At 62.7% G+C, this 21,125-nt stretch carries 15 protein-coding genes; 4 read left to right on the top strand and 11 right to left on the bottom strand.

Features of this window, described 5'->3' with window-relative positions:
* Nucleotides 1-121 precede the first annotated feature (121 nt).
* The 9 genes from HWX25_RS26730 to HWX25_RS26770 all read right to left on the bottom strand — a co-directional run bounded on the left by HWX25_RS26730 (nt 122) and on the right by HWX25_RS26770 (nt 11,323).
* The gene (locus tag HWX25_RS26730; RefSeq protein WP_175911437.1) at nt 122-1,300 is read right to left on the bottom strand and encodes a site-specific integrase; all 1,179 of its coding nucleotides are present in this window, start codon (nt 1,298-1,300) and stop codon (nt 122-124) included.
* 732 nt (nt 1,301-2,032) lie between these two features.
* Complete coding sequence (locus HWX25_RS26735; RefSeq protein WP_175911438.1) at nt 2,033-2,932, bottom strand: MurR/RpiR family transcriptional regulator; 900 nt, start codon at nt 2,930-2,932, stop codon at nt 2,033-2,035.
* Nucleotides 2,904-4,103, bottom strand: a complete 1,200-nt coding sequence (locus HWX25_RS26740; protein ID WP_175911439.1) for a Gfo/Idh/MocA family oxidoreductase — start codon at nt 4,101-4,103, stop codon at nt 2,904-2,906. The genes HWX25_RS26735 and HWX25_RS26740 overlap by 29 nt, the downstream gene beginning before the upstream one ends.
* A gap of 137 nt (nt 4,104-4,240) precedes the next feature.
* Nucleotides 4,241-5,437, bottom strand: a complete 1,197-nt coding sequence (locus HWX25_RS26745) for a porin (protein ID WP_175911440.1) — start codon at nt 5,435-5,437, stop codon at nt 4,241-4,243.
* A gap of 90 nt (nt 5,438-5,527) precedes the next feature.
* Nucleotides 5,528-6,448 (bottom strand): sugar ABC transporter substrate-binding protein, encoded by a 921-nt coding sequence (locus HWX25_RS26750; RefSeq protein WP_043179523.1) that lies wholly within the window; start codon nt 6,446-6,448, stop codon nt 5,528-5,530.
* 110 nt (nt 6,449-6,558) lie between these two features.
* The gene (locus HWX25_RS26755; protein ID WP_244135317.1) at nt 6,559-7,476 is read right to left on the bottom strand and encodes an ABC transporter permease; all 918 of its coding nucleotides are present in this window, start codon (nt 7,474-7,476) and stop codon (nt 6,559-6,561) included.
* Nucleotides 7,477-7,577: 101 nt separating this feature from the next.
* The gene (locus HWX25_RS26760) at nt 7,578-9,098 is read right to left on the bottom strand and encodes a sugar ABC transporter ATP-binding protein (protein WP_175863185.1); all 1,521 of its coding nucleotides are present in this window, start codon (nt 9,096-9,098) and stop codon (nt 7,578-7,580) included.
* A 180-nt stretch (nt 9,099-9,278) separates the two neighbouring features.
* Nucleotides 9,279-10,220, bottom strand: a complete 942-nt coding sequence (locus tag HWX25_RS26765) for a sugar phosphate isomerase/epimerase (RefSeq protein ID WP_175863186.1) — start codon at nt 10,218-10,220, stop codon at nt 9,279-9,281.
* Nucleotides 10,221-10,303: 83 nt separating this feature from the next.
* Nucleotides 10,304-11,323 (bottom strand): Gfo/Idh/MocA family oxidoreductase, encoded by a 1,020-nt coding sequence (locus HWX25_RS26770; protein ID WP_175825360.1) that lies wholly within the window; start codon nt 11,321-11,323, stop codon nt 10,304-10,306.
* A gap of 571 nt (nt 11,324-11,894) precedes the next feature.
* On the opposite strand from HWX25_RS26770, the gene iolD reads away from it, so the two are divergent.
* The 4 genes from iolD to iolB all read left to right on the top strand — a co-directional run bounded on the left by iolD (nt 11,895) and on the right by iolB (nt 17,571).
* Entirely contained in the window at nt 11,895-13,844 is a 1,950-nt protein-coding gene (gene iolD, locus HWX25_RS26775) for a 3D-(3,5/4)-trihydroxycyclohexane-1,2-dione acylhydrolase (decyclizing) (RefSeq protein WP_175863187.1), read from the top strand.
* Between the two features lie 72 nt (nt 13,845-13,916).
* Nucleotides 13,917-14,780, top strand: a complete 864-nt coding sequence (locus tag HWX25_RS26780) for a sugar phosphate isomerase/epimerase family protein (RefSeq protein ID WP_043179535.1) — start codon at nt 13,917-13,919, stop codon at nt 14,778-14,780.
* Between the two features lie 74 nt (nt 14,781-14,854).
* Nucleotides 14,855-16,777, top strand: a complete 1,923-nt coding sequence (iolC, locus tag HWX25_RS26785) for a 5-dehydro-2-deoxygluconokinase (protein ID WP_175911452.1) — start codon at nt 14,855-14,857, stop codon at nt 16,775-16,777.
* Nucleotides 16,774-17,571, top strand: coding sequence for a 5-deoxy-glucuronate isomerase (gene iolB, locus HWX25_RS26790; protein WP_043179537.1), 798 nt, complete (start codon nt 16,774-16,776; stop codon nt 17,569-17,571). The genes iolC and iolB overlap by 4 nt, the downstream gene beginning before the upstream one ends.
* Nucleotides 17,572-17,693: 122 nt before the next feature.
* Here iolB and HWX25_RS26795 read toward each other — a convergent pair whose 3' ends face one another.
* Entirely contained in the window at nt 17,694-18,770 is a 1,077-nt protein-coding gene (locus HWX25_RS26795; protein ID WP_175863188.1) for a LacI family DNA-binding transcriptional regulator, read from the bottom strand.
* The gene (locus HWX25_RS26800; protein WP_244115730.1) at nt 18,767-20,227 is read right to left on the bottom strand and encodes a sugar porter family MFS transporter; all 1,461 of its coding nucleotides are present in this window, start codon (nt 20,225-20,227) and stop codon (nt 18,767-18,769) included. Before HWX25_RS26800 ends, HWX25_RS26795 begins: the two co-directional genes overlap by 4 nt.
* Between the last annotated feature and the right edge of the window lie 898 nt (nt 20,228-21,125).

A 21,125-nucleotide genomic window follows, 5' to 3' on the forward strand; every position in this document is an offset into this window, starting at 1 on the left:
CCCGCCCGACCCGCAGCACCGTTCCCCGAACAGAAGCAGCGTCGATTTAGGCAGCGAACGTTTGCGGCATGACCGGTGCCATTGACGCTTCAAGCATGTGTCCGCTTGAACAATACGCCCCCTAGTCCTCCATCATGAGCCGCCGTCTTTCGAGTTGATCGCGACGCCGATAAGCCGCGATCGTCTGCGAAGTAATGATGTGCGCCAACGCTTCCTCTGCCAAAGAATCCGGATAGTCGGTGCATTCGGCGACCCAGTCACGAAATGTCGACCGGAAACCGTGCACGGTGATGCCGGAGTACGACATGCGTTTCAGCAGTGACAGCATCGCCATGTTCGACAGTGGGCGCCCTTCCGTGCAACCGGGAAACAGATATCCATACTTCGCCTTCGGTAGCGCACTGCGTACGATCTCGACGGCACGCTTGCAAAGTGGCACGCGCAGCGGCCGACCGCTCTTCGTGCGATCTCCCGGGATACTCCAGACACGATTATCGAGATCAAACTCCTCAACCCGCGCAAACCGCGCCTCATTCGTGCGGGTCGCCGTGAGAATAAGCAGGTGCAGCACCCGTGCCGCGCGTCGGGGACGAAGCTCCAGTTCCCGGATAAACGTCGGAAGGTCTTCCCAAGGCAACGCCGGATGATGCTTTACCTGCGAGCGTTTCTTTGACCGTGGTAACACCAGTTGGAGATGGTCTACGTAACGAGCAGGGTTACCACCGGCGCGGTGGCCCATCACGGTCTCCGCGTCCAGGATCGCCTTGATGCGCCCCCGCACACGGCGCGCCGTCCCTGCCTTTTTGGTCCAAATCGGCTGCAGAATGCGGACAATCATCGCTGTGTCGATGTCGCGCACACGCACATCGCCGATGATGGGATAGGCGTAGGTCTTCAGCGTAGTGTCCCATTGCTGACTGTGCTTCCGGTTTCGCCACTCCGATTCGTGCGCTCGAATGAACGCTTCAGCTGCCTCACGGAACGTCACGTTGGCATCGACGGAGATGTCGAGCAATCGACGACGCTGCTCTTCGCGCCGTGCCAGGATGGGATCGACCTGATCCCGGACCATCTCGCGGTACCTAGTGGCCAGCTTTCGCGCTTCACCAAGCGAGACTCGCGAAAGCGGTCCGAGGCCCATTTCGCGCACTCGCCTGTCGAGCGTGAAGCGAAACACCCATGAGCGTGCGCCACTGCCGGCGATCTGCATGAAGAGGCCACCGCCGTCGGCATAATGTCCTGGATCCACCGCCTTCGCGACCCGCAGCGCGCTAAGCCGATGCAACTGTCGTCCCGCCATGCCGCCCTCCTTTCCTACCCACAAAACCCATGTTGCTACCCATGTTTCGTGAGGAAATTGTGGAGGACGCGGCTGGACGTCGCAAGCACATCGTTACCCACAAAACTCCGCAAAATCATGGGCTTGCGGACTTTCAGAGGAAGTTCAAGGAACGCCGCGGAAGCCCGGCATGGCGGAAGGCAGCCGACTACAACTACCGCTCGCACCGCCCCGCCAGGTAAGACTCCCTCAATCACAGATGGCACCCTACCCACGATCCTACCCATACTTGGCTCGACGCCAATCTAGTATCGTCCGCAATGCGTTGCTGGCAGAGGGGCGCCGAGCAAATTCCCGACAAGATCTCACCAAAGTCCCGTCATGGACTCTGTTACGTATGCGGTCCCCCTACCGTCGCCACGGTCTTGCGAATACGTCCTGCGTGTCGGGGGTGCGGCGGCAAACGCAAGATCGGAGGCAACAGCGGCTTCCACTACCCCGCAAACAACACCTATTGAGCATGTGTTTGTCAAACGAGAATGATAACTATTTCGAATAAAATCGCAATCTTGTGATGACTTTACTACCAGAGCCTGTATCTCGCAGTCTGCAAATCTTCGCGCTAGAGGGATCACGCCCATCAGCTAGAGAAACGCGATCGCCGGTCGCAATCGAATCGTCGGGCTGTTCCGACCATTTTGATCACGTCATGTCGGAAGCGGAAAAATCCGCGCGTAGGTTGGTACGCCTGCCCTAATCGCCATACTGCTCGACGTAACGCAACGACATGAACAAAAGCTGCACTGCCGTTGAGGCAGCGGTGATCGAATGGAATCCGAATACAGCACTGTCGTCCAACCGCAGCAAGGCATCGGCATCCCGCGCGAGCGGTGACAGGCGACTGTCGGTCATCAGGACCAGCTGAGCGCCATTGAGCTTCGCGAGTTTGGCAATACGGCACGTCTCGTCGCTGTAAGGGGGTAATTCAAGCGCCACGAAAACGTCGCCCGCCCTCACCAAGCGCACTTGGCCGACATCCATCTCACCGACCGTCAAGAAGAGGGAGACCGTCTTCTCTGTCTGGTGCAAGGCCTGCGCCAAATGAGATGCAACCGGAAACGCCTGATGCGCTCCCATTACCCAGATCGTAGCGGCATCGCGCAGCATGACCAGCGCGCGCGTCCAGTCTTCGGATGCCAGCAATTCGCGCAGACGTGCGACCGCTGCCACGCTGGACGCCAACACCGATTCAGTCATTCCTTCTAGTCCATTGGTCGCGGCCTCATCGTGTACGTCCTTAGCGTCCCACCGCATCGGCCGCGGCAACCCGATCCGATGACGAAACCGCCGCCTCAGGTCCGCGTAGCCGGACAGACCGAAGTACTGAGCAAAGCGCACAACTGCCGACGGATGCACACCGCATTGCTCGGCGACGCTACGAATATCCAGTATGCCGACCTGATCGGCATGGGTATCGATGAAGTGGGCAATCGCTTTAAGCCGTGGACTCAGCGCGTCGTACTCGGAGCGAATTTGCGACAATAGCTGGTCGGCACCGTCGAGCCGCGACTCGTCCGGATTACCCGCCAGTCCGGTGCGGGACATGCAATCGGGACGCATCGTCTCAGGCGCGGGCCGGTTCGAGTGGTTCATGGCTCAGGCAATCTTGGAACTGCAGCCACATTGGCTCCGGTCGCTCCATCCGGGTTTCAAGTGGATAGGTCACGTTGTTAGCCGCCGACTCGAGCATGCCATGCATTATCTCAAGGATATGCAGGGCCATCTCGGCGCTAGCACGGGGCGCACGCCCCTCGGCAATCGACATGGCCATGTCGACAAGTCCGATGCCACGGCTGTTTTCGCGATGGCTCGTCTCGATGAATGGCCGCTCGATCGGTACCTTTTTCCATGGGCGCCGTGCAGCTTCGCCGCGAGGCAGCTCGACCCACCGGTAGTCGTCGCGCGTGCGCAGCAGCAGATCACCGCCGAACAGATTCGGCCCGTCACAGGGATCGATGTCGTTCAGGCACAAGGTGCCGGCCGTACCATACAGTTCCATCCTTGGCAACTCGGAATCCCATACGTCATAGCTTACGATCAGGGTGACGAGTGCACCCGACACGAACACTAGGTTGGCGGCCACGTGAGTCGGCTCGTCGACCGGAATGCGCATGCCGCAAAGCGGCCCGCTTTCGACGACACGCTCCGAACATGCCCGGCCTGCGACCGCCGAGCATTGCCGCACCGGCCCCAACAGGGACACCAGCGCGCTCAGATAATACGGTCCGATATCGTGTAAGGGCCCGCCTCCGCGCCGATACAAGAAAGCGGGATTCGGGTGGAACCACTCCGGGCCTCGGCTCACCGCAAATGCCGTCGCGCCGTGCACAATCCCGATCACACCTTCGTCGATCAATTGACGGCAGGTCTGCAGGCGCCCTCCCAATACCGTGTCGGGTGCGCAACCGAGCGTCAGACCGCGCCGGCGCGCATCCTCGCACAGCGCCTTTCCTTCGGCAAACGTCGTGGCGAGCGGCTTCTCACTATAGACGTGCTTGCCGGCGCGCAGCGCAGCCAGCGTCAGTTCCGCATGCACGTCAGGCGTGGTCAGGTTCAGGACGATATCGATCCCGACATCGTCAATCAGCGAGGCAGCATCCGGATACGCTTTCGGGACGCCGTGTGCCGCCGCCTTCGCACGCGCCTTCTCGAGATCGCGACCGGCCACTGCGGCAAGCTCGACAATCGGGTATTTCGCAAGATTGTGCAGATAGACGTCGCTTATGTCGCCCACGCCCAGTACACCGACTTTAAGCGGTTTCATCGTGCCTCTCATACGGAAGGCCGCCAACGCGCGGCGGCGGCGGGATATTGCTCGGATCTCCTGCGCGCGCCGCGTCGCATGCCGTTTCGGCCGACGTGTACGGCCCGCACAAGAGGGTTCCTGCACCGGACAGTGCGTCAGAACTGCGTGGCAATTCCCGCGAACACGCCGAACTGGCTGCGTCCATAGCCTGGATTCAGGTTCGATGCGCTGCCGTTGACCGGATCGTTCACGTTGTTGGCCCCGTAGGTCCCGCCGTTCAGCCCGAGATTCGACGTCGCGCTGTTGCGCAGATAGCCGAGCTCCGTATAAAGCCGCGTCTGCTTCGACAGCGAGTAGATGCCGGACAGCGTATACAGCGTGCCGTTGCCATTACCGTGATTGGCGTTGGCGTGATACACGGCACCCATGACGGCTGTCGCCGGCGTCACGGCCCATTGCGCGCCGAACCACTCCTGGTCGACCGCGGTCGGCAAGGAAACGCCGGCGGGCTGTGCCGACGGCGTGCCCGTTCCGTAATACCCGGCATTCGATGCGTCCGGCGCGCTCAGGTGGACGTAGCCCGCATACAGCGTCACTGGTCCGATTCCGTACGACGCCCCGGCGAAGATCGAGCGCGAGGCCAGATAGACGTTGCTGAACTTGCCGTTGCCATCGCGAATCTCATCATAGATCAGCTGCGCTTCGACGTTCGACGCCTTGTACTGCAACTTCAGGCCATCCGCCCGGCCTTGCGAGCTACCCAAGCCAGTGGCCGTGCCCAGTTGCCCCGGCGCCGTGCCCGGCGTACCCGCATTCCATTTGGTCGAATTGGTGAGGTTGTACTGGCCTTTCACCGTGAAACCACCGAAATCGGGCGACGTATATTCGATGCCGTTCGAGGCCTGCGGGAACATGCGGCCGCGTACCAGCGTGCCGAACGAATATTTCTTGGTCTGCTGCGGATCGAGCTCACCGGTATCCTGCAACAGCTCGCTCGCCCCGAAATTGCCGAGACGAATCGCACCATACGCGTCGTGTCGCAAACCCACGGTCGCCTGCCCCTCGAAGAACGAACCGTTCGCCACCGAGCCGTTCAGCGTGTTCAGGCGCGCTTCTAGGCGGAACGTGGCCTGCAGGCCGCCGCCCAGGTTCTCGTTACCGAGCATGCCGAAGCGCGATTCACCCCAGCCGCCGGATTCGGCCGACAGCCGGTTGCCGCCGGGCAGACCCGTTTCGTATTGCAGGCCGTTATCCACGATTCCATACAACGTAACACTGCTCTGCGCATGCGCTAATGCCGTGGCGCCGCACAGCGCCGTACCGGCCATGAATCTGAGTAATTTCGTCTCCATCGAAAATCTCCTTTGCATACCTAATCTATTGATGTTTTTTTAGTTCCTCATACGCCGACGCATATCGGGCTATACACCGGCTCGCCTGCCCTACTTCAGGTAATTTCCTACGTTGCTGCGGGTCACGGATTCGAACGGGACGATCACTTCGGCGGGAGCCGGCTTGCCGCTCTTGAGCGTTTCGACAACCTGGTATGCGGCCTGCGCCTGTCCCTTCGCGTTCTGGAAGATGGTCTGGGACATCTCGCCGGCCTTGATCGCCCGCATCGCGTCCGCGGTCCCGTCAACGCCAGAGATCGCGACACCCTTGAGCCGCCCTGCCGTCTTCAGCGCTTCCAGCGCGCCAAGCGCCATCTGGTCGTTCGCGGCGACGATCGCATCGAATTTCGGATATCGCTGAACCCAGTCCTCGGTAACCTTCATGCCCTGTGCGCGATCGTAGTCGGCCGGCAGGTTCGACAGGATCTTGACGTCGGGACGCTTGGCCAGCGTCTGCACGAAGCCGGCCAGGCGTTCCTTGGAGTGGTAAAGGCCCGGCGTACCCTGCAGGTAGAGGATCTGCGCATTCTTCGGCAAAACCGAGTCGAAGTACTCGCCCTGCAGGCGGCCGGCATCGTAGTTCTTCGAACCGACGAACGTATACTTGCCGCTAGCGGACTGGATGCCGAGCGCGATCACCGGGATGCCGGCCTTGTTGGCCCGCTCGACACCGGGAACGATGCCGCGATAGTCGACCGGCACGATCATGATCACGTTGACCTTCTGCGCGATGAAGTTGTCGATCTGGTCGAGCTGGCGGCTCACGTCGCCGTTTGCGTCCGTATAGACCACGCTCAGGCCCGGGTCCGCCTTGACCGCGTCGGCAAAGGCAGTCTTCCGGCTCATCGTGAACACGTCGGTGTCTGCCAGATTCGTATAGCCGATCACAAACTTCTTGTCGGCCGCGCTGGCCGATGTCGCCAGCGCGGCCAGCCCGAATACCGCTACCGCCGCTTGTTTCCAAACCTTCATATGCTCCTCCGTTGTTGTCTGACCTGCTGCGGGTTGAACATCGACTTGCTTTAAGTGCTGCTCTCACTGCTTCACTGCACGCCGGAGACCCGGCTCGTCCGGTTCCGATCTCAGGCCGGACGCCGTACGCGCTTGCCGCGACCGTTCTTGGTCTTGACGTCCAGAATCACTGCGACCGCGATGATCAGCCCCTTGGCGATCTGCTGCCAGTAGGAGCTGACGTTCAGAAGGTTGAGGATGTTGTTGATCACGCCGATGATCAACGATCCGATCATCGAGCCCATGATCGTGCCGGTCCCGCCCATCAGGCTGGTCCCGCCTACCACCACGGCCGTGATCGCATCGAACTCGTAGCCGACACCGCCAGCCGGCTGGCCCGAGTTGATCCGCGACATCAGCACGATGCCGGCGATCGCGGTCAGCACACCGCTGTAGACGAAGGCCATCGTCGTCACGCGTCGCGTATTGATGCCGGAGGCCAGCGCGGCGCGCGTGTTGCCGCCGGTTGCATAGACATAGCGGCCGAAGCGCGTGCGATTCAACAGCACCCACGACACCGCGAGCACGGCGATCAGGATCAGTACCGAGATCGGCACCGGCCCGACCGAACCCTGGCCTATCACGGCGAAGTCGCCCAGGTCGCTGATGGGTGCGCCGCCGGTATAGAGCAGGATGCCGCCACGCGCCACTGTCGTCATCGCGAGCGTGGTGATGAACGAGGGAATGCCGAAGGTCGTGACGATGAAGCCGTTGACGAACCCGACCACCACGCCCATCGCCAGCCCGGCCGCCACTGCCAGTGGGATGCTGCCGGTAAGCGACATTACGCTCGCCGCAATCGTGCCGGTCAGGGCCACGACCGCGCCCAGCGACACGTCGATCTGCCCGAGAATGATGATGAAGGTTACGCCGCACGCGAGCAGGCTGACGACCACCACCTGCCGCAACACGTTGGTCAGGTTCGGAACGGTCAGGAACGCATCGCTGACCAGCGAAGCGAGCACCACGATGCCGATGAAGATCAGCATCGTGCCGTATTTGCGGTAAATCTCGGCCGGGCTCGCGCCCTTCAGCCAGGCCATGATGCCAGCGCGCGGCTGCATCGAATTTTCCTGCATGCTGTTCAACATCATTGACCTCCGGTTGCCAGTTTCATGATTCGTTCCTGCGAGGCCTCACCCCGGCTCAGTTCGCCGGCCACCCTGCCCTCGCGCATCACGATCACGCGGTCGCTCATGCCGAGAATCTCCGGCAGTTCGGACGAGATCATGACGATGGCCAGCCCCTGCTGCGCGAATTGCGACATCAGGCGGTGAATTTCGGATTTCGCGCCGACGTCGATGCCGCGCGTCGGTTCATCGAGGATGAGTACCTTCAGGTCGCGCAGCAGCCATTTCGCAATCGCGATCTTCTGCTGGTTGCCGCCGCTGAGATTGCCGGTGACGGTCTGCAGGTCGGCGGTCTTGATCTTCAGCATCTCGCGCATGCGCGTCGCTTCGTTACGCTCGCGGCGCGTGTCGAGCAGGCCGCGCCGCGAGAAACCCTTCAGGTTCGCGAGCGAGATGTTTTCCATCACCGATCGACACAACACGAGCCCTTCGCCCTTGCGGTCCTCGGACACCATCGCAATGCCACAGCGGATCGCGGCATCGCTGCCCCTCATCCGCAACGGCACGCCTTCGAGCACGATCTCGCCCTCGTCGAGCGCATCGAGCCCGAAAATCGCGCGTACCACTTCCGTGCGCCCCGCGCCGATCAGTCCGGCCAGCCCGACGATCTCGCCACGTCGCACGCTGAAGCCGATATCCGAGAACACGCCGTGGCGCGTGGCGTTACGGACCTCGAGCACGGTCTCGCCGATCGTCGCGTCGAGTTTCGGGAAAATGCTCGAGATCGGCCGACCGACCATCGCCGCGATGAGCCGGCTCTCGTCGTATTCGTCGGCCGGGCCCGACTCGACATAGCGGCCGTCGCGGATGATCGTGATGTCGTCCGCGATCTGGAATATCTCGTCCATCTTGTGGCTGATGTAGATGATCGCGACCCCGCGCGCCTTCAGGTCGCGGATCTGCTCGAACAGCATGCCGACCTCGGTATCGCTGATTGCCGACGTCGGCTCGTCCATGATGACGACCGATGCGCCACGCGAGATCGCCTTGGCGATTTCGATCAGCTGCATGCCGGCCACGCTGAGCTCGCGCATCTTCTGACGGGGCGCATAGTCGAGCCCGAGCCGGTCGAGCAACGCCTGAGTATCGCGTTCCATGCTCCTGAAATCGATCATCTGCCGCGACAGCGCACCGAACGCCGCATAGGTCGGCTCACGCCCGAGAAAGATGTTCTCGGCGATCGACATGTCGAGCACCGGGCTCAATTCCTGGTGGATCATCGCGACGCCGGTTTCGAGCGCGGCCTTGGTGCCGGTGGGACGATACGGCGCACCTTTGAAGCGGACTTCGCCCGAATCGACGCGATGCTCGCCGGACAGGATCTTCATCAGCGTCGATTTGCCGGCGCCGTTTTCGCCGACCAGCACGTGAGTAGTGCCCGCGCGCACCTTGAGGCTGACCCGGTCGAGTGCGAGCACGCCCGGGAATGCCTTAGAGACGTCCTGCATCTCCAGCACGTATTGCGATTCTTCGCTATCCATGTGCTTGCTCCTCGTGGGCCGGCTTGGGCCGACCCGATGGCATGCCGGCGATACGCCCGTGCAGCGCTGCGGCAGGGGCGATCCCGCCGCGGCGCGCCGGTGGCGCCGTGCATGCCTGTCTCCGTTGTGTTTCTTGATCTCGCCGCTTGAGTCGGCCCGGTCAGGCCGGATCGCGTCGACCTAGCGGCTGATGGTCTGCTTCAATGCGTCGATCGAGGTGGCAATGCCTGCCTCGACCGACATCGTCAGGTCCTCCATCTCGAGCGACACCCAGTCGTTGTAGCCGGTCATGCGCACCACCGAGAAGAACTCCTTCCACCACTGGAGATCCTTGCCGCAACCGACGGCCACATAATTCCAGGCACGCCGGCCGACATCCTCCACCGGCTTCGTTTCGAGCAGACCGTTGACGTCCACCAGCCCGCGTTCGAGACGCGCGTCCTTGCCGTGGACGTGATGGATTGCGTCGCCGAGCGCGCGTGCCGCCGCTATCGGGTCGGCACCCATCCACATCAGGTGGCTCGGATCGAGATTGAGACCAATCATCGGGCCAACGGCGTCGCGCAACCGGAACAGCGTTTCCGGATTCCACACCAGCATTGCGCTGAAGTTTTCGAGCGCGAACTTTTCGACACCCGACTCGCGCGCCTGCGCGACCAGCGATTTCCAGTACGGAATCGCAACGTCGTTCCATTGATAGTCGAGACGACTCTTGAGCGTCGCCGGCCAGCTCACGGTATAGGTGATCCAGTTCGGTACGCGATCCTCGGGGCTGGCCGGCGGCAGGCCGCTCATCGCGACGATCTTGCGAATACCGAGTTCACCGGCAAGACGGATTGCCTTCTCCATGTCTGCCTTGTGCTTGGCGCCGAGCTCGCCCGGATCGAGCGGATTGCCCGACACGTTCAGCGCGGCGATCTCCATGCCCCGGCTTTCCAGCGCGGCAAGCAGCGCGCGGCGCTTGCTCGCGTCGGCGAGCAGTTCGTCAGTGCGGAGATGGGGCGCGGACGACCATCCGCCCGAGGTCATTTCCACGCCGAAGACGCTCATTTCACACAGCTTGTCGAGCATCGCTTCGAATGGCAGGTGGCCGAGGCTGTCCGTGCAGAACGAAAGTTTCATGGTGTTTTCCGACTGTATTGATGATGTGCTCAGGCGCGCCCGAACTTGCCGGCACGCGCGGTGTGAGAGGAACCCGCTCGACGTCAGGCCTCGCGGTAGAGGGCCGGCTTGTCGTTCAGCACCACGGCGACTTTCTCACCACTGCGCTGGGCCGCCACGCCTGCCTCGCAGCAGGCCGCCGTCGCATAGCCGTCCCACGCGGACGGGCCATCGATCGTGCCGTTGTGCGCCGCGTCGACCCAGGTCTGCACTTCGAGATCGAACGCCGCCTCGAAACGCTCGACGAAGGTCGGGGTGACCGAACCGCCCCACTGCCCGGCACTGCGCACATACGGGCCGCCGTCGTTGCCGATGTTGACGATGCCGTCCTCGAACACCGCTTGCGTCGCGACCTGATAGCCGAATCGCGCGTTGACGAAGATCTCGACGTCGGCCAGCACGCCGCTCGCCGTTTCGATCAGAACCTGCTGCGGATCGTGTTGACCCGGATGCGCGTGTCGCGTAGGCCGGCCCAGGCGAACCTGCACTGAAGCGATTTCCTCGCCGGTCAGGAAACGGATGCCGTCGAACTCGTGCACCACGGAATCGTTCACCAGCATCTGGCTCGTAAAGCTCGCCGGCGTGGCAGCGTTGCGATGCGAGAAATGCAGCATCAGCGTTTCGCCGAGCCGACGCGTGGCGATCAGCTCGCGCAACTGCCGGTACTCGGCATCGAAACGACGCATGAAGCCAACCTGAATCAACTTCCGACCGAGCTTCACTTCGGCTTCGACGACCCGCCAGGACGATTGCGCATCGGGCGTCAGCGGCTTCTCGCACAGGATTGGAAGCCCCTCGGACAGCACCTGAAGCAGCGTGGCTTCATGCAGGAAGCCGGGTGTGGCAATGACGACCGCATCGGCCAGGCGATCGGCCAGGACCTGCTCGATCCCCGGCACCGCCACGGCACCTGGCGCCTTGTCGGCGACGGTGCGGGCGCGAGCGGCATCGATATCGACAACGGCCGAGACTTCGGCACCGACTATGCGGCGCGCAATGCGCTCGACATGATCGGATCCCATCAGGCCGGCCCCGACTACAGCGATACGAAGCTTCTTGCTCATATATCGACTTCCTAAGTATTTTCAATTGACCTGCCGGTCGAATTGACTGCATGCGCTGCCAGACCGGCAGAGGTTCAAACGAACGAGGCGAGTATGGGAGAGATGTTCAGGGCCAGCGGCGCGCTTGCCTGGCAAGCGGACGGGTCGGTTGCATGTCTCCGGTGGCTCGATCGGCTCTCTCACGGCCGTTTCGGACCGTAAGCCTCAAGACCTCATTCGATAGTTCAGTATCGAAGTTTAGAGACGCGCAATGCCGCCGCAACAACATTCGTGACCATAAATGGTCAGGACGAGCGGCATCGAATCGGCAACCACGCGATGACCATAAATGGTCAATCTTTCTGTTGATGGGCACGCGCCTGACCTCTTAATTTATGGACGAACGCGACGCAGTCCATGCAACGAACCGAGCCGGTCCGCCCTTGCCTGCGTCGAGAAAACAATGCTGGAGACACGTCCCCGCCCGCTACGCATTTGCGCTCGCAGGCGAGGCGATGAGGCGAGCAAATCGCGCCGACATCGCTTCGCGTCGCCTCCTTGCATTCATCCCTTTCCACCGCACGGATCATTCATGGGTCATATCAGGCTAACGATGGCGCAGGCACTCGTACGCTTTCTCGACAATCAGTATGTCGAGATCGACGGCGAGCGCATCAAGTTCGTCAAGGGCATCTTCACGATCTTCGGACACGGCAACGTATTGGGCCTTGGCCAGGCGCTCGAACAGGATCCCGGCCGGCTCGTCGTGCATCAGGGCCGCAACGAACAGGGCATGGCGCACGCGGCGATCGGCTTCGCCAAGCAACGGCGCCGCCGGCAGATCTATGCATGTACTTCTTCGGTCGGCCCGGGCGCGGCCAACATGGTGACGGCTGCCGCGACCGCCAGCGCCAACCGCATTCCGCTGTTGTTACTGCCGGGCGATGTGCATGCTGGACGCCAACCTGACCCGGTGCTTCAGCAGATCGAGCAGACGCACGACCTGTCGATCAGCACCAACGATGCGTTCCGTCCGGTCAGCAAATACTGGGATCGCATCGCACGCCCCGAGCAACTGATGAGCGCGTGTCTCAACGCGATGCGCGTGCTGACCGATCCTGCCGAATCCGGCGCGGTGGTTCTGGCGCTGCCGCAGGACGTGCAGGCCCAGGCCTACGACTACCCGGAAACCTTCCTCGCCGAGCGCGTGCACTACGTCGACCGCCGCCCCGCCGCGCCGGCATCGATCGCGCGCGCTGCCGCCCTTATCGCGCCGTCCACGCGCCCGCTGCTGATCTGCGGCGGCGGCGTACGCTACGCCGGCGCGGCCGCCGAGCTGCGCCGCTTCGCCGAGCGCTTCGACATCCCGGTCGCGCATACGCAGGCCGGCAAGGGCGCGCTGCCCTGGGACCATCCGCTCAATCTCGGTGGCATCGGAGAAACGGGCTCGCTGGCCGCCAACGAGATCGCGCGCCGCGCGGATCTCGTGATCGGCGTCGGCACGCGCTACACCGATTTCACGACCGCGTCGAAATGGTTGTTCCAGGATCCCGAGGTGCGGTTCGTCAACATCAACGTCAACGGCTTCGATGCGGGCAAGCTCGACGGTCTGTCGATTCAGGCCGATGCGAAGGCCGGCCTGAGCGCGCTCGGGGCCTCGCTGGACGAGGCAGGCTACCCGACCGGCCACCGGCATGGTTATCGCGAGGAGATCGCGCAGGCGGTCGCACGCCTGCGCGCCGAAGAGGAACGCCTGTTTGCCGTGACCTATGGCACCGACCACTTCGTGCCGGAAATCGACGACCACCTCGACCGCGCGGTACTCGATGAATTCGTACGCATGACCGGCTCGTCGCTGACCCAGTCACGCGTGCTCGGCGTGCTCGATCGCAAGCTGACCGAACACGACGTGGTGGTCGCCGCCGCGGGCAGCCTTCCCGGCGACCTGCAGCGCATCTGGCGCGCGAAAGGCGAGGACAGCTACCACGTCGAGTACGGCTATTCGTGCATGGGCTACGAAGTCAACGCCGCACTCGGCGTCAAGCTCGCACAGCCCGACAAGGACGTGTTTGCATTCGTCGGCGACGGCTCCTACATGATGCTGCACTCGGAACTCGTCACCTCGATACAGGAAGGCCGCAAGATCAACGTCCTGCTGTTCGACAACATGACCTTCGGCTGTATCAACAACCTGCAGATGGAACACGGGATGGGCAGTTTCGGCACCGAATTCCGGCACCGCAACGCCGACACGGGCCGGCTCGACGGCGCCTTCGTGCCCGTCGATTTCGCCGCCAATGCGGCGGCCTACGGCTGCAAGACCTACACGGCACGCAGCATCGAGGAACTGGAGGCCGCGCTCGATGACGCCCGCACGCAGCGCGTTTCCACCCTTATCGACATCAAGGTCTTGCCGAAGACGATGGTGCACAAGTACGCCTCCTGGTGGCACGTAGGCGTGCCGGAAGTCTCGACCAGCGAGCGTATCGAACGCGCCGCCGAACGCATGAAGGCCGCACTCGCCACCGCCCGCCGCTACTGACCCAACCGAATCGACCCGACGCGGAGCGCGCGCCCTGCCGCCCGCATTCCGTCTCACTCACCAGGAACCGACATGCGTATCGCACTTGACCCCTACATGTACCGCCATCTGCCGCTGCCCAAGATGGTCGAGAAAGTCGCCGAGCTCGGCTACAGCCACATCGAGCTTTCGCCCCGCGAAGACTTCCTGCCGTTCTACAAATACCCGCGGGTCGACAAGGCACGCATTCGCGAATTCAAGGCTGCGCTGCTCGATACCGGCGTGCAGTTGTCGTCGCTGCTGCCGCTGTATCACTGGGCCAGTCCGGACGAATCGCTGCGCGAGGCGGCGGTGCGCAACTGGAAGCGCGCGATCCAGGTAGCGGTCGAGATGGAGTGTCCGTTGATGAACACCGAATTCAGCGGCCAGTCCAATCATGCGCTCGCCAGCGAGAACCAGTTCATGCGCTCGATGGAGGAGCTGATGCCCGTGTTCGAACGCGAGCACATCAGCCTCGACATCCAGGCGCATCCCTACGATTTCTGCGAGCGCAACAACGAATCGGTCGACATCATCCGCGGCCTCGACAAACCCTGGCTCAACTATCTGTACGCGGTCCCGCACACCTACTTCTACGACGACGGCGTGGGCGACATCGCCGCGATGCTCGAGTATGCGAAGCCTAAGCTCACGCACCTGATCATCGCCGACACCTACAACCACCGCGCATCGTCGAACCTGCGCTACATCGTCAATCCCCCCGGCGTAACAGCCACCGTGCACCAGCATCTCGACATCGGCCAAGGTGAAATCGACTGGGACACGTTCTTTTCGAAGGTTCGCGAGATCGGCTTCGACGGCATCGCGACCGTAGCCGTGTTCGCGTGGGAAGACCGGGCCGACGAATCGAGCCGGATGATGCTGGAGACCGTCAAGCGCGGCCTCGGCCTCGCCTGACATCCGGCACCGCCCAACCGCTCATCCGCTCAGACTCAAGACGACAGGAAACCATCGTGCATACACCGACGCTCATGTCCGAACGCCAGTTCGACCTGATCTGCCTGGGACGGCTCGCCGTCGATCTCTACGGCCAACAGGTCGGCGCCCGCCTCGAGGACGTCACCAGCTTCGCCCGCTACCTCGGCGGTTCGTCCGCCAACATCGCCTTCGGCACGGCCCGGCTCGGGCTGAAATCGGCGATGCTTTCGCGGGTCGGCAACGACCACATGGGCCGCTTTCTCCTCGACGCGCTCAAGCAGGAAGGCTGCGACGTCAGCCAAGTCCGCCTCGACCCCGAACGCCTGACCGCGCTGGTCCTGCTCGGTCTCAAGGATCGAGACACGTTTCCGCTGGTGTTCTATCGCGAGAATTGCGCCGACATGGCGATCGACGAGCAGGACATCGACGAGTCGTTCATCGCGTCGAGCCGGGCGCTGCTGATCACTGGTACGCATTTCTCGACCGAGCGCGTACATCGCGCCAGCATGAAGGCGCTCGAATACGCACGACGTCACGACGTGCGAACGGTGCTCGACATCGACTACCGGCCCGTGCTGTGGGGCCTCACCGGCAAGGCGGACGGCGAAACGCGCTTCATCGCGGACGGCAGCGTCAGCCACCACCTGGGCGGCATCCTGCCGATGTTCGACCTGATCGTCGGCACCGAAGAGGAGTTCCGCATCGCCGGCGGCCATGACGACCTGATGGCTGCACTGCGTGTCGTTCGCGAGGCGACGCCCGCCACCCTTGTGGTCAAGCGCGGTCCGCTCGGATGCACGATACTCGACGGCGCGATTCCGGCGAGCATCGACGACGGCCGCCTGCACGCCGGCGTGCAGGTCGAGGTGCTAAACGTGCTCGGCGCCGGCGACGCCTTCATCTCCGGCTTTCTCAAAGGCTGGCTGACCGGCGCGGACGAAACCACCTGCTGCGCGTACGCCAACGCTTGCGGCGCGCTGGTGGTCTCGCGCCATGCGTGCGCGCCGGCCATGCCGACGCCGGCCGAGCTTGACTATTTCCTCACGAATTCGGCCCGCATGAGCCGCCCCGACCGTGATCCCGCGCTGAACCGCCTGCATCGTGTCAGCCCAAACCGCAAGTCGTGGGACGAGGTGCTCGGCTTTGCGTTCGACCACCGCGACCAGCTCGCGGAACTGGCGCGGCAAGCCGGTGCTGATGAAAAGCGGATCGGCACGCTCAAGCAGCTCTTCGTCGAAGCCGTCGCCGAGACCGAGGCCCAAATCGGCGGCCAAGGCAAGATGGCCGTGCTGATCGACGATCGCTTCGGACAGGATGCACTCAATACCGCCACCGGCCGCAACTGGTGGATCGGCCGACCCGTCGAACTGCCGGGCTCGAACCCGCTGCGCTTCGAACACGGACGGTCGACAGGATCAGCGCTCATTTCCTGGCCGCGCGAGCATATCGTGAAGTGCCTCGTTCAATATCATCCCGACGATGCTCTCGAGCATCGACTCGAACAGGAAGCGCAACTGCAGGCGCTCCAGCAGGCGGTATCAGTCAGCGGCCACGAACTGCTGCTTGAAGTGATCCCGCCCAAGGATCGCCCCGCATCGCCGGACGCCGTGGTGCGCGCGCTGGAACGCCTCTACGACTTGGGCATCCAGCCCGACTGGTGGAAGCTCGAATCGATGCCGACCGAGACCTGGCGCCGCATCGACGCACTGATCGAGGCGCGTGACCCGTATTGCCGCGGCGTCGTACTGCTCGGCCTGAACGCTCCGCTTGAAACGCTTGCGCAAGGCTTAATCGATGCTGCCGCCAGCCGAACCTGCCGCGGTTTCACGGTCGGCCGCTCGATCTTTTACGAATCGAGCCGTGCGTGGTTTGACGGCGAGATCGACGACGGCGAACTGATCCGCCGCGTGCGCGCGTCGTTCGAGACCCTGATTCGCATCTGGCGCCAGGCTCGCCCGCAACAGGAGGCAGCATGAGCAAACTGCTGATCAAGGGACGCGCAAGCGGACGCGATATCGTCACCGTCACGCCGGCCAGCGCCGGCTGGCGCCACGTCGGCTTCGCCGCCAAGCGGCTCGCCGCCGGCGAGCGACTCGCGATCGACACCGTCAACGACGAACTCTGCATCGTGGTGCTGACCGGCACCGTGACGATCACGACCGGCGATCGGGTCTGGCGCGACGTCGGCGGACGACGCAGTGTGTTCGAGGACCGCTCGCCCCATGCGGCCTACGTGCCGCCGGGCCGCAGCGTGTCGATCGATGCCGTCGACGCAGCCGAAATCGCGCTCTGCACGGCGCCAGCGACCGGCCGATACGAAGCCCGCCTGATCGAGCCCGCGTCGATCGCGCGATCGGTGCGCGGCAGCGGCACCAATACTCGCTACGTCTGCGATATCCTTCCGCAAACGGAACCAGCGGAAGGGCTGCTGGTGGTCGAGGTGGTGACGCCGGCCGGGCACGCGTCCAGCTATCCACCGCATAAGCACGACGTCGACGCAATCCCGGTCGAAAGCGTGCTGGAAGAGACCTACTACCATCGGCTCGACCCCGAGCAGGGGTTCGCGTTCCAGCGCGTCTATACCGATTCGCGCGACATCGACGAAGCCTATGCGGTCGAGAACCACGACGTGGTGATGGTGCCGCGAGGCTATCATCCGGTGGTCGCGCCGCACGGCTATCGCAGCTACTACCTCAACGTGATGGCGGGACCGAAGCGCGTCTGGCACTTCCGCAACGATCCGGCGCATGAATGGATGCTGGCGAAATAGTCGCCCAGGAAGTAGCGCCGGCCCCGCAAGGGGCCGGCTGGAATGCTTCACTGACAACGGCCGGCAGTGACAGGCAAAGCGATTCGGCCGCGCGCAGATCCATGCCCACTTGCCGCCGCCATTCAATCGTCGGGGGAAAGATAGGGGCTGCGTCGAACGTTCGCTGCGCAGAAAACGCCGAACTCGACTGGCCCGATCGGTGGCGTGGTCTCAAGCACCCCGCAACCGTACAGCAGGTGCTGCAACGCGGAAATCACCTGCGCGTCGGGATTCTGGTCGATCACGATATCCATCGTGCCTTCGTCGATATAGGCGCGGTGCTCGTCCAGCATCTCGTGACCGATCCACACCACCTTGCCGGCCACGTCGAATTCCCTGAGCGCCGCGGCGATGCCCGCCGAACCATAACCGCTGTTGTAGATGCCGACCAAATCGCCCTGCTTCAGCGCAGGCAACACCGCGCGATAACACGCATCGGCGTTGTCGAGCGTCTCGATCTCGACGCCCTGATACTCGAGCTCGGTTTCGGCCCCCTCGAGCGCCACGCGAAAACCGGCGATCCGGTCGCGGTGCGCGCCAAAACTGCGGCTTCCGCAAAGCTTGAGCACACGCCCGGCCCGCTTGGCGAGCCGCCCGATGAAGTAGCCTGCGGTGCGGCCAGCGCCCACGTTGTCGATCCCGGCGAAGTGGGCACGCGAAATCTCGCTGATATCGGTCATCAAGGTGACGACCGTTTCGCCTCGATCGATCGCCTCGCTCAGCGCCGCGCGCACCGGCGCCGTGTCACGCGTCGTGATGATCATCCCGGCGCGGCGGTACCGGCAGTTGCTGATCGCGTCGACCACCGCCCGGTCCGACTCGGGAAGAATCAGCCGATGCAGGACGATGCGCTTGTCGAGGATCTGGGCCGAACGTTGCAGCGCCGCATTCAGGCGGCGGAAAAACGGCGTGTCGCCGTGCGAAAGCAGCACGTCGATATGAATCAGGCCATGCCGGCTGTCCGGCAGCACGCGGCGCACGCCCAGCCGGCGCGCCGCCGCGATTACGCGCTCGCGCGCCGACTCCGAAACACTGCCCCGTTCGTTGAGGACGCGATTGACCGTGGCCTCGCTGACGCCCGCCTCGGCCGCTATTTCGACAAACCGTGCATCGCGCTTACGCCTCGTGCCAGCCGGGGGCACGACAGGATCCTCGCTCATCGTGCCTGCTCCGCGCCGCCGTACAGGCTGCGGAAATGCGCCTCGATCTCCTCGAGGCTGCGCCCCCTCGTTTCGGGCAGGTTGCGCCAGATGAACGCAATCGACACCATGCCGATGACAAAGAATACGAAGAACGTGCTTGAAATGCCGACATAGGCGACCAGCGACGGGAAGCTCAGCCCGAGCACGAAATTGACCATCCACAGCACGCAACCGGCTACGCCCACTGCGAAGCCGCGAATATGCAGCGGAAACAGTTCGGCCAGCAACACCCAGCATACCGGTGCGATCAGCGCCTGCATGAAGCCGAGGAAACACGCCATGGCGACCAGAATCAGGCACGCACGCAGGAACGATACCGGCAGGAACTGGGAGAACAAGCCGATCATCAGCAAGGATAGCGTCGTACCGCTCAGGCCGAGCAGGAACATCGGTCGGCGACCGATCTTGCCGAGCACCTGGATGCCGACCAAGGTCGCCACGACCGAGATCACCCCGTTCGCCACATTGCCGATCAGTGCCGTCTCCCGTCCAAAGCCGGAATTCGTCAGGATCTGCGTACCGTAGAACATGATCGAATTTACTCCGGTCGCCTGCATGACGATGGCAATCCCGATCCCGACCCAGAAGACATGGCGGACCCAGGGCGCCGACAAGCCCGGCCCGGTGCGAAGGGCCGGATGGGCGTGGCGGTGCTCGGCGTTGCGAATCGAATCGAACTCCTGCTGAGCTGACTGGAAGTCGCGCACCTGCTGCAATACTTTCCAAGCTGCGTGCAGTTTGCCCTTCGAGGCCAGCCAGCGCGGGCTTTCCGGCATCACCAGCATGCCGAACCACAGCCCGACCGCCGGCAACGTCGCGACGGCCAGCATCCAGCGCCAGATGCCATGGTCGCTACCCCACAGGCTGCCCATCGTCGCATTGACGATGAATGCGATCATTTGGCCGGAGACGATCATCAGCTCGTTTTGCGTGATGATCTGCCCACGAAGATGCACGGGCGCCAGTTCGGCCAGGTAGGTCGGTACGCAGATCGATGCCCCCCCCACCGCGATGCCCAGCACGAATCGCGCGGCAATCAGCATCGAAACGGTCGGGGCGAAAGTACATGACAACGCGCCCCCAAGGAACAGGACCGCCAGGATCATGATGCTCATCCGGCGCCCGTAGCGGTCCGCTACCAGGCCCGAAGCCACCGAGCCGATCACGGCGCCGAGCAGCAGAGAACTGGTCACGAGCCCCTCGGTCAGCGGCGTGAGCCCGAGATCCTGGGTCATGTACGCCAGCGCGCCATTGATGACCCCAGTGTCATAGCCGAACAGCAGGCCACCGAGAGTCGCGATCATTGCGATGAACCGCATCGACCGGCGCGCCTGAAGGGGCTGAGCCGCCGCGGACTGAGTGGGTTCGCCGGACGTGAGCGGCTCACAGACTTCCTGCATCAGTGTCTCCATCATTTATATGATTCATCGACTCGGCTTGCCTGCGATCACTGCCTGCGCCGCAGGTCGAGGGGGCCGTAATACACCGCAAGAATGCGACAACATCCGCGTCGATCCGATCGTTCGCGCGGATCACTGCCGGGCATCGCGCCGGAAGCTAATTGTGTGCTCGATCGATACTCGGGCGGCAGGCTCGAAGTCGCGAATTGACGCGCGCACAATCTCTATCCTATGCGTTGCCGGGTAAAATCATCCAATGTTTGGCCATGCGATGCAAATGCTGCACGATCACTGCTTGACTGGCTCAAAAGTAGACAAAGCGGGATGAGTGTGCAACGCGAACGTTGACCATTTTTGGTCAAGTCTCCGGCGACCGATCTATCTGTTAGCTGGACCATGCCGCAACGTGTAGTATACGGTTTGCTTCGCGCTGCCCCCCAATTCCACCAATCAGAACCCAAACACGCGCGGGACCACCGTCGCGTAAGTGAAAATGGGGGATTGATCGAGGATGTCGCTCCGCTTGGAAAGCCCATCTAAAGTCCAAGCAATCTCTTATAATTGAATTGAATTGAATTGCAATGCAATGCAATGCAATGCAATGCAATGCATCGCAATGCATCGCAATGCACCAAACATTATTGTCTACGCAATTTTAATACTCATCCCGTATATTCCGATTATTTCTTATAACCTCTTCGCAACCACAAGTTGCCACTGCGACACACGGCTTGCAAGTTGGCCAATGAACTGCCGCGAGATTCGATTCTGCCTGGCGCTCCACAATGCTTTTATCTGGGTACTATCGTCGCTAGAATTGAGCGCAGCCTGCGAGATTCTTGACGGAATACGATGGACCGAAAAGCCGCCTTGTCAAAGCGGCGGCAAGCTTGATCTGGCTACGACCCTGCAC

Source organism: Burkholderia sp. BCC1640 (genome assembly GCF_902833125.1).
In the GTDB taxonomy this organism is placed as follows: Bacteria; Pseudomonadota; Gammaproteobacteria; order Burkholderiales; family Burkholderiaceae; genus Burkholderia; species Burkholderia diffusa.

Bases quoted from the DNA above. Each gene is read 5' to 3' on its own strand.
- HWX25_RS26765 (WP_175863186.1), bottom strand. From the start codon at position 10,220: ATGAAACTTTCGTTCTGCACGGACAGCCTCGGCCACCTGCCATTCGAA.
- HWX25_RS26780 (WP_043179535.1), top strand. From the start codon at position 13,917: ATGCGTATCGCACTTGACCCCTACATGTACCGCCATCTGCCGCTGCCC.
- HWX25_RS26745 (WP_175911440.1), bottom strand. From the start codon at position 5,437: ATGGAGACGAAATTACTCAGATTCATGGCCGGTACGGCGCTGTGCGGC.
- HWX25_RS26770 (WP_175825360.1), bottom strand. From the start codon at position 11,323: ATGAGCAAGAAGCTTCGTATCGCTGTAGTCGGGGCCGGCCTGATGGGA.
- HWX25_RS26800 (WP_244115730.1), bottom strand. From the start codon at position 20,227: ATGATGGAGACACTGATGCAGGAAGTCTGTGAGCCGCTCACGTCCGGC.
- HWX25_RS26735 (WP_175911438.1), bottom strand. From the start codon at position 2,932: ATGAACCACTCGAACCGGCCCGCGCCTGAGACGATGCGTCCCGATTGC.
- HWX25_RS26730 (WP_175911437.1), bottom strand. From the start codon at position 1,300: ATGGCGGGACGACAGTTGCATCGGCTTAGCGCGCTGCGGGTCGCGAAG.
- HWX25_RS26760 (WP_175863185.1), bottom strand. From the start codon at position 9,098: ATGGATAGCGAAGAATCGCAATACGTGCTGGAGATGCAGGACGTCTCT.
- iolB (WP_043179537.1), top strand. From the start codon at position 16,774: ATGAGCAAACTGCTGATCAAGGGACGCGCAAGCGGACGCGATATCGTC.
- iolD (WP_175863187.1), top strand. From the start codon at position 11,895: ATGGGTCATATCAGGCTAACGATGGCGCAGGCACTCGTACGCTTTCTC.
- HWX25_RS26750 (WP_043179523.1), bottom strand. From the start codon at position 6,448: ATGAAGGTTTGGAAACAAGCGGCGGTAGCGGTATTCGGGCTGGCCGCG.
- iolC (WP_175911452.1), top strand. From the start codon at position 14,855: ATGTCCGAACGCCAGTTCGACCTGATCTGCCTGGGACGGCTCGCCGTC.
- HWX25_RS26740 (WP_175911439.1), bottom strand. From the start codon at position 4,103: ATGAAACCGCTTAAAGTCGGTGTACTGGGCGTGGGCGACATAAGCGAC.
- HWX25_RS26795 (WP_175863188.1), bottom strand. From the start codon at position 18,770: ATGAGCGAGGATCCTGTCGTGCCCCCGGCTGGCACGAGGCGTAAGCGC.
- HWX25_RS26755 (WP_244135317.1), bottom strand. From the start codon at position 7,476: ATGCTGATCTTCATCGGCATCGTGGTGCTCGCTTCGCTGGTCAGCGAT.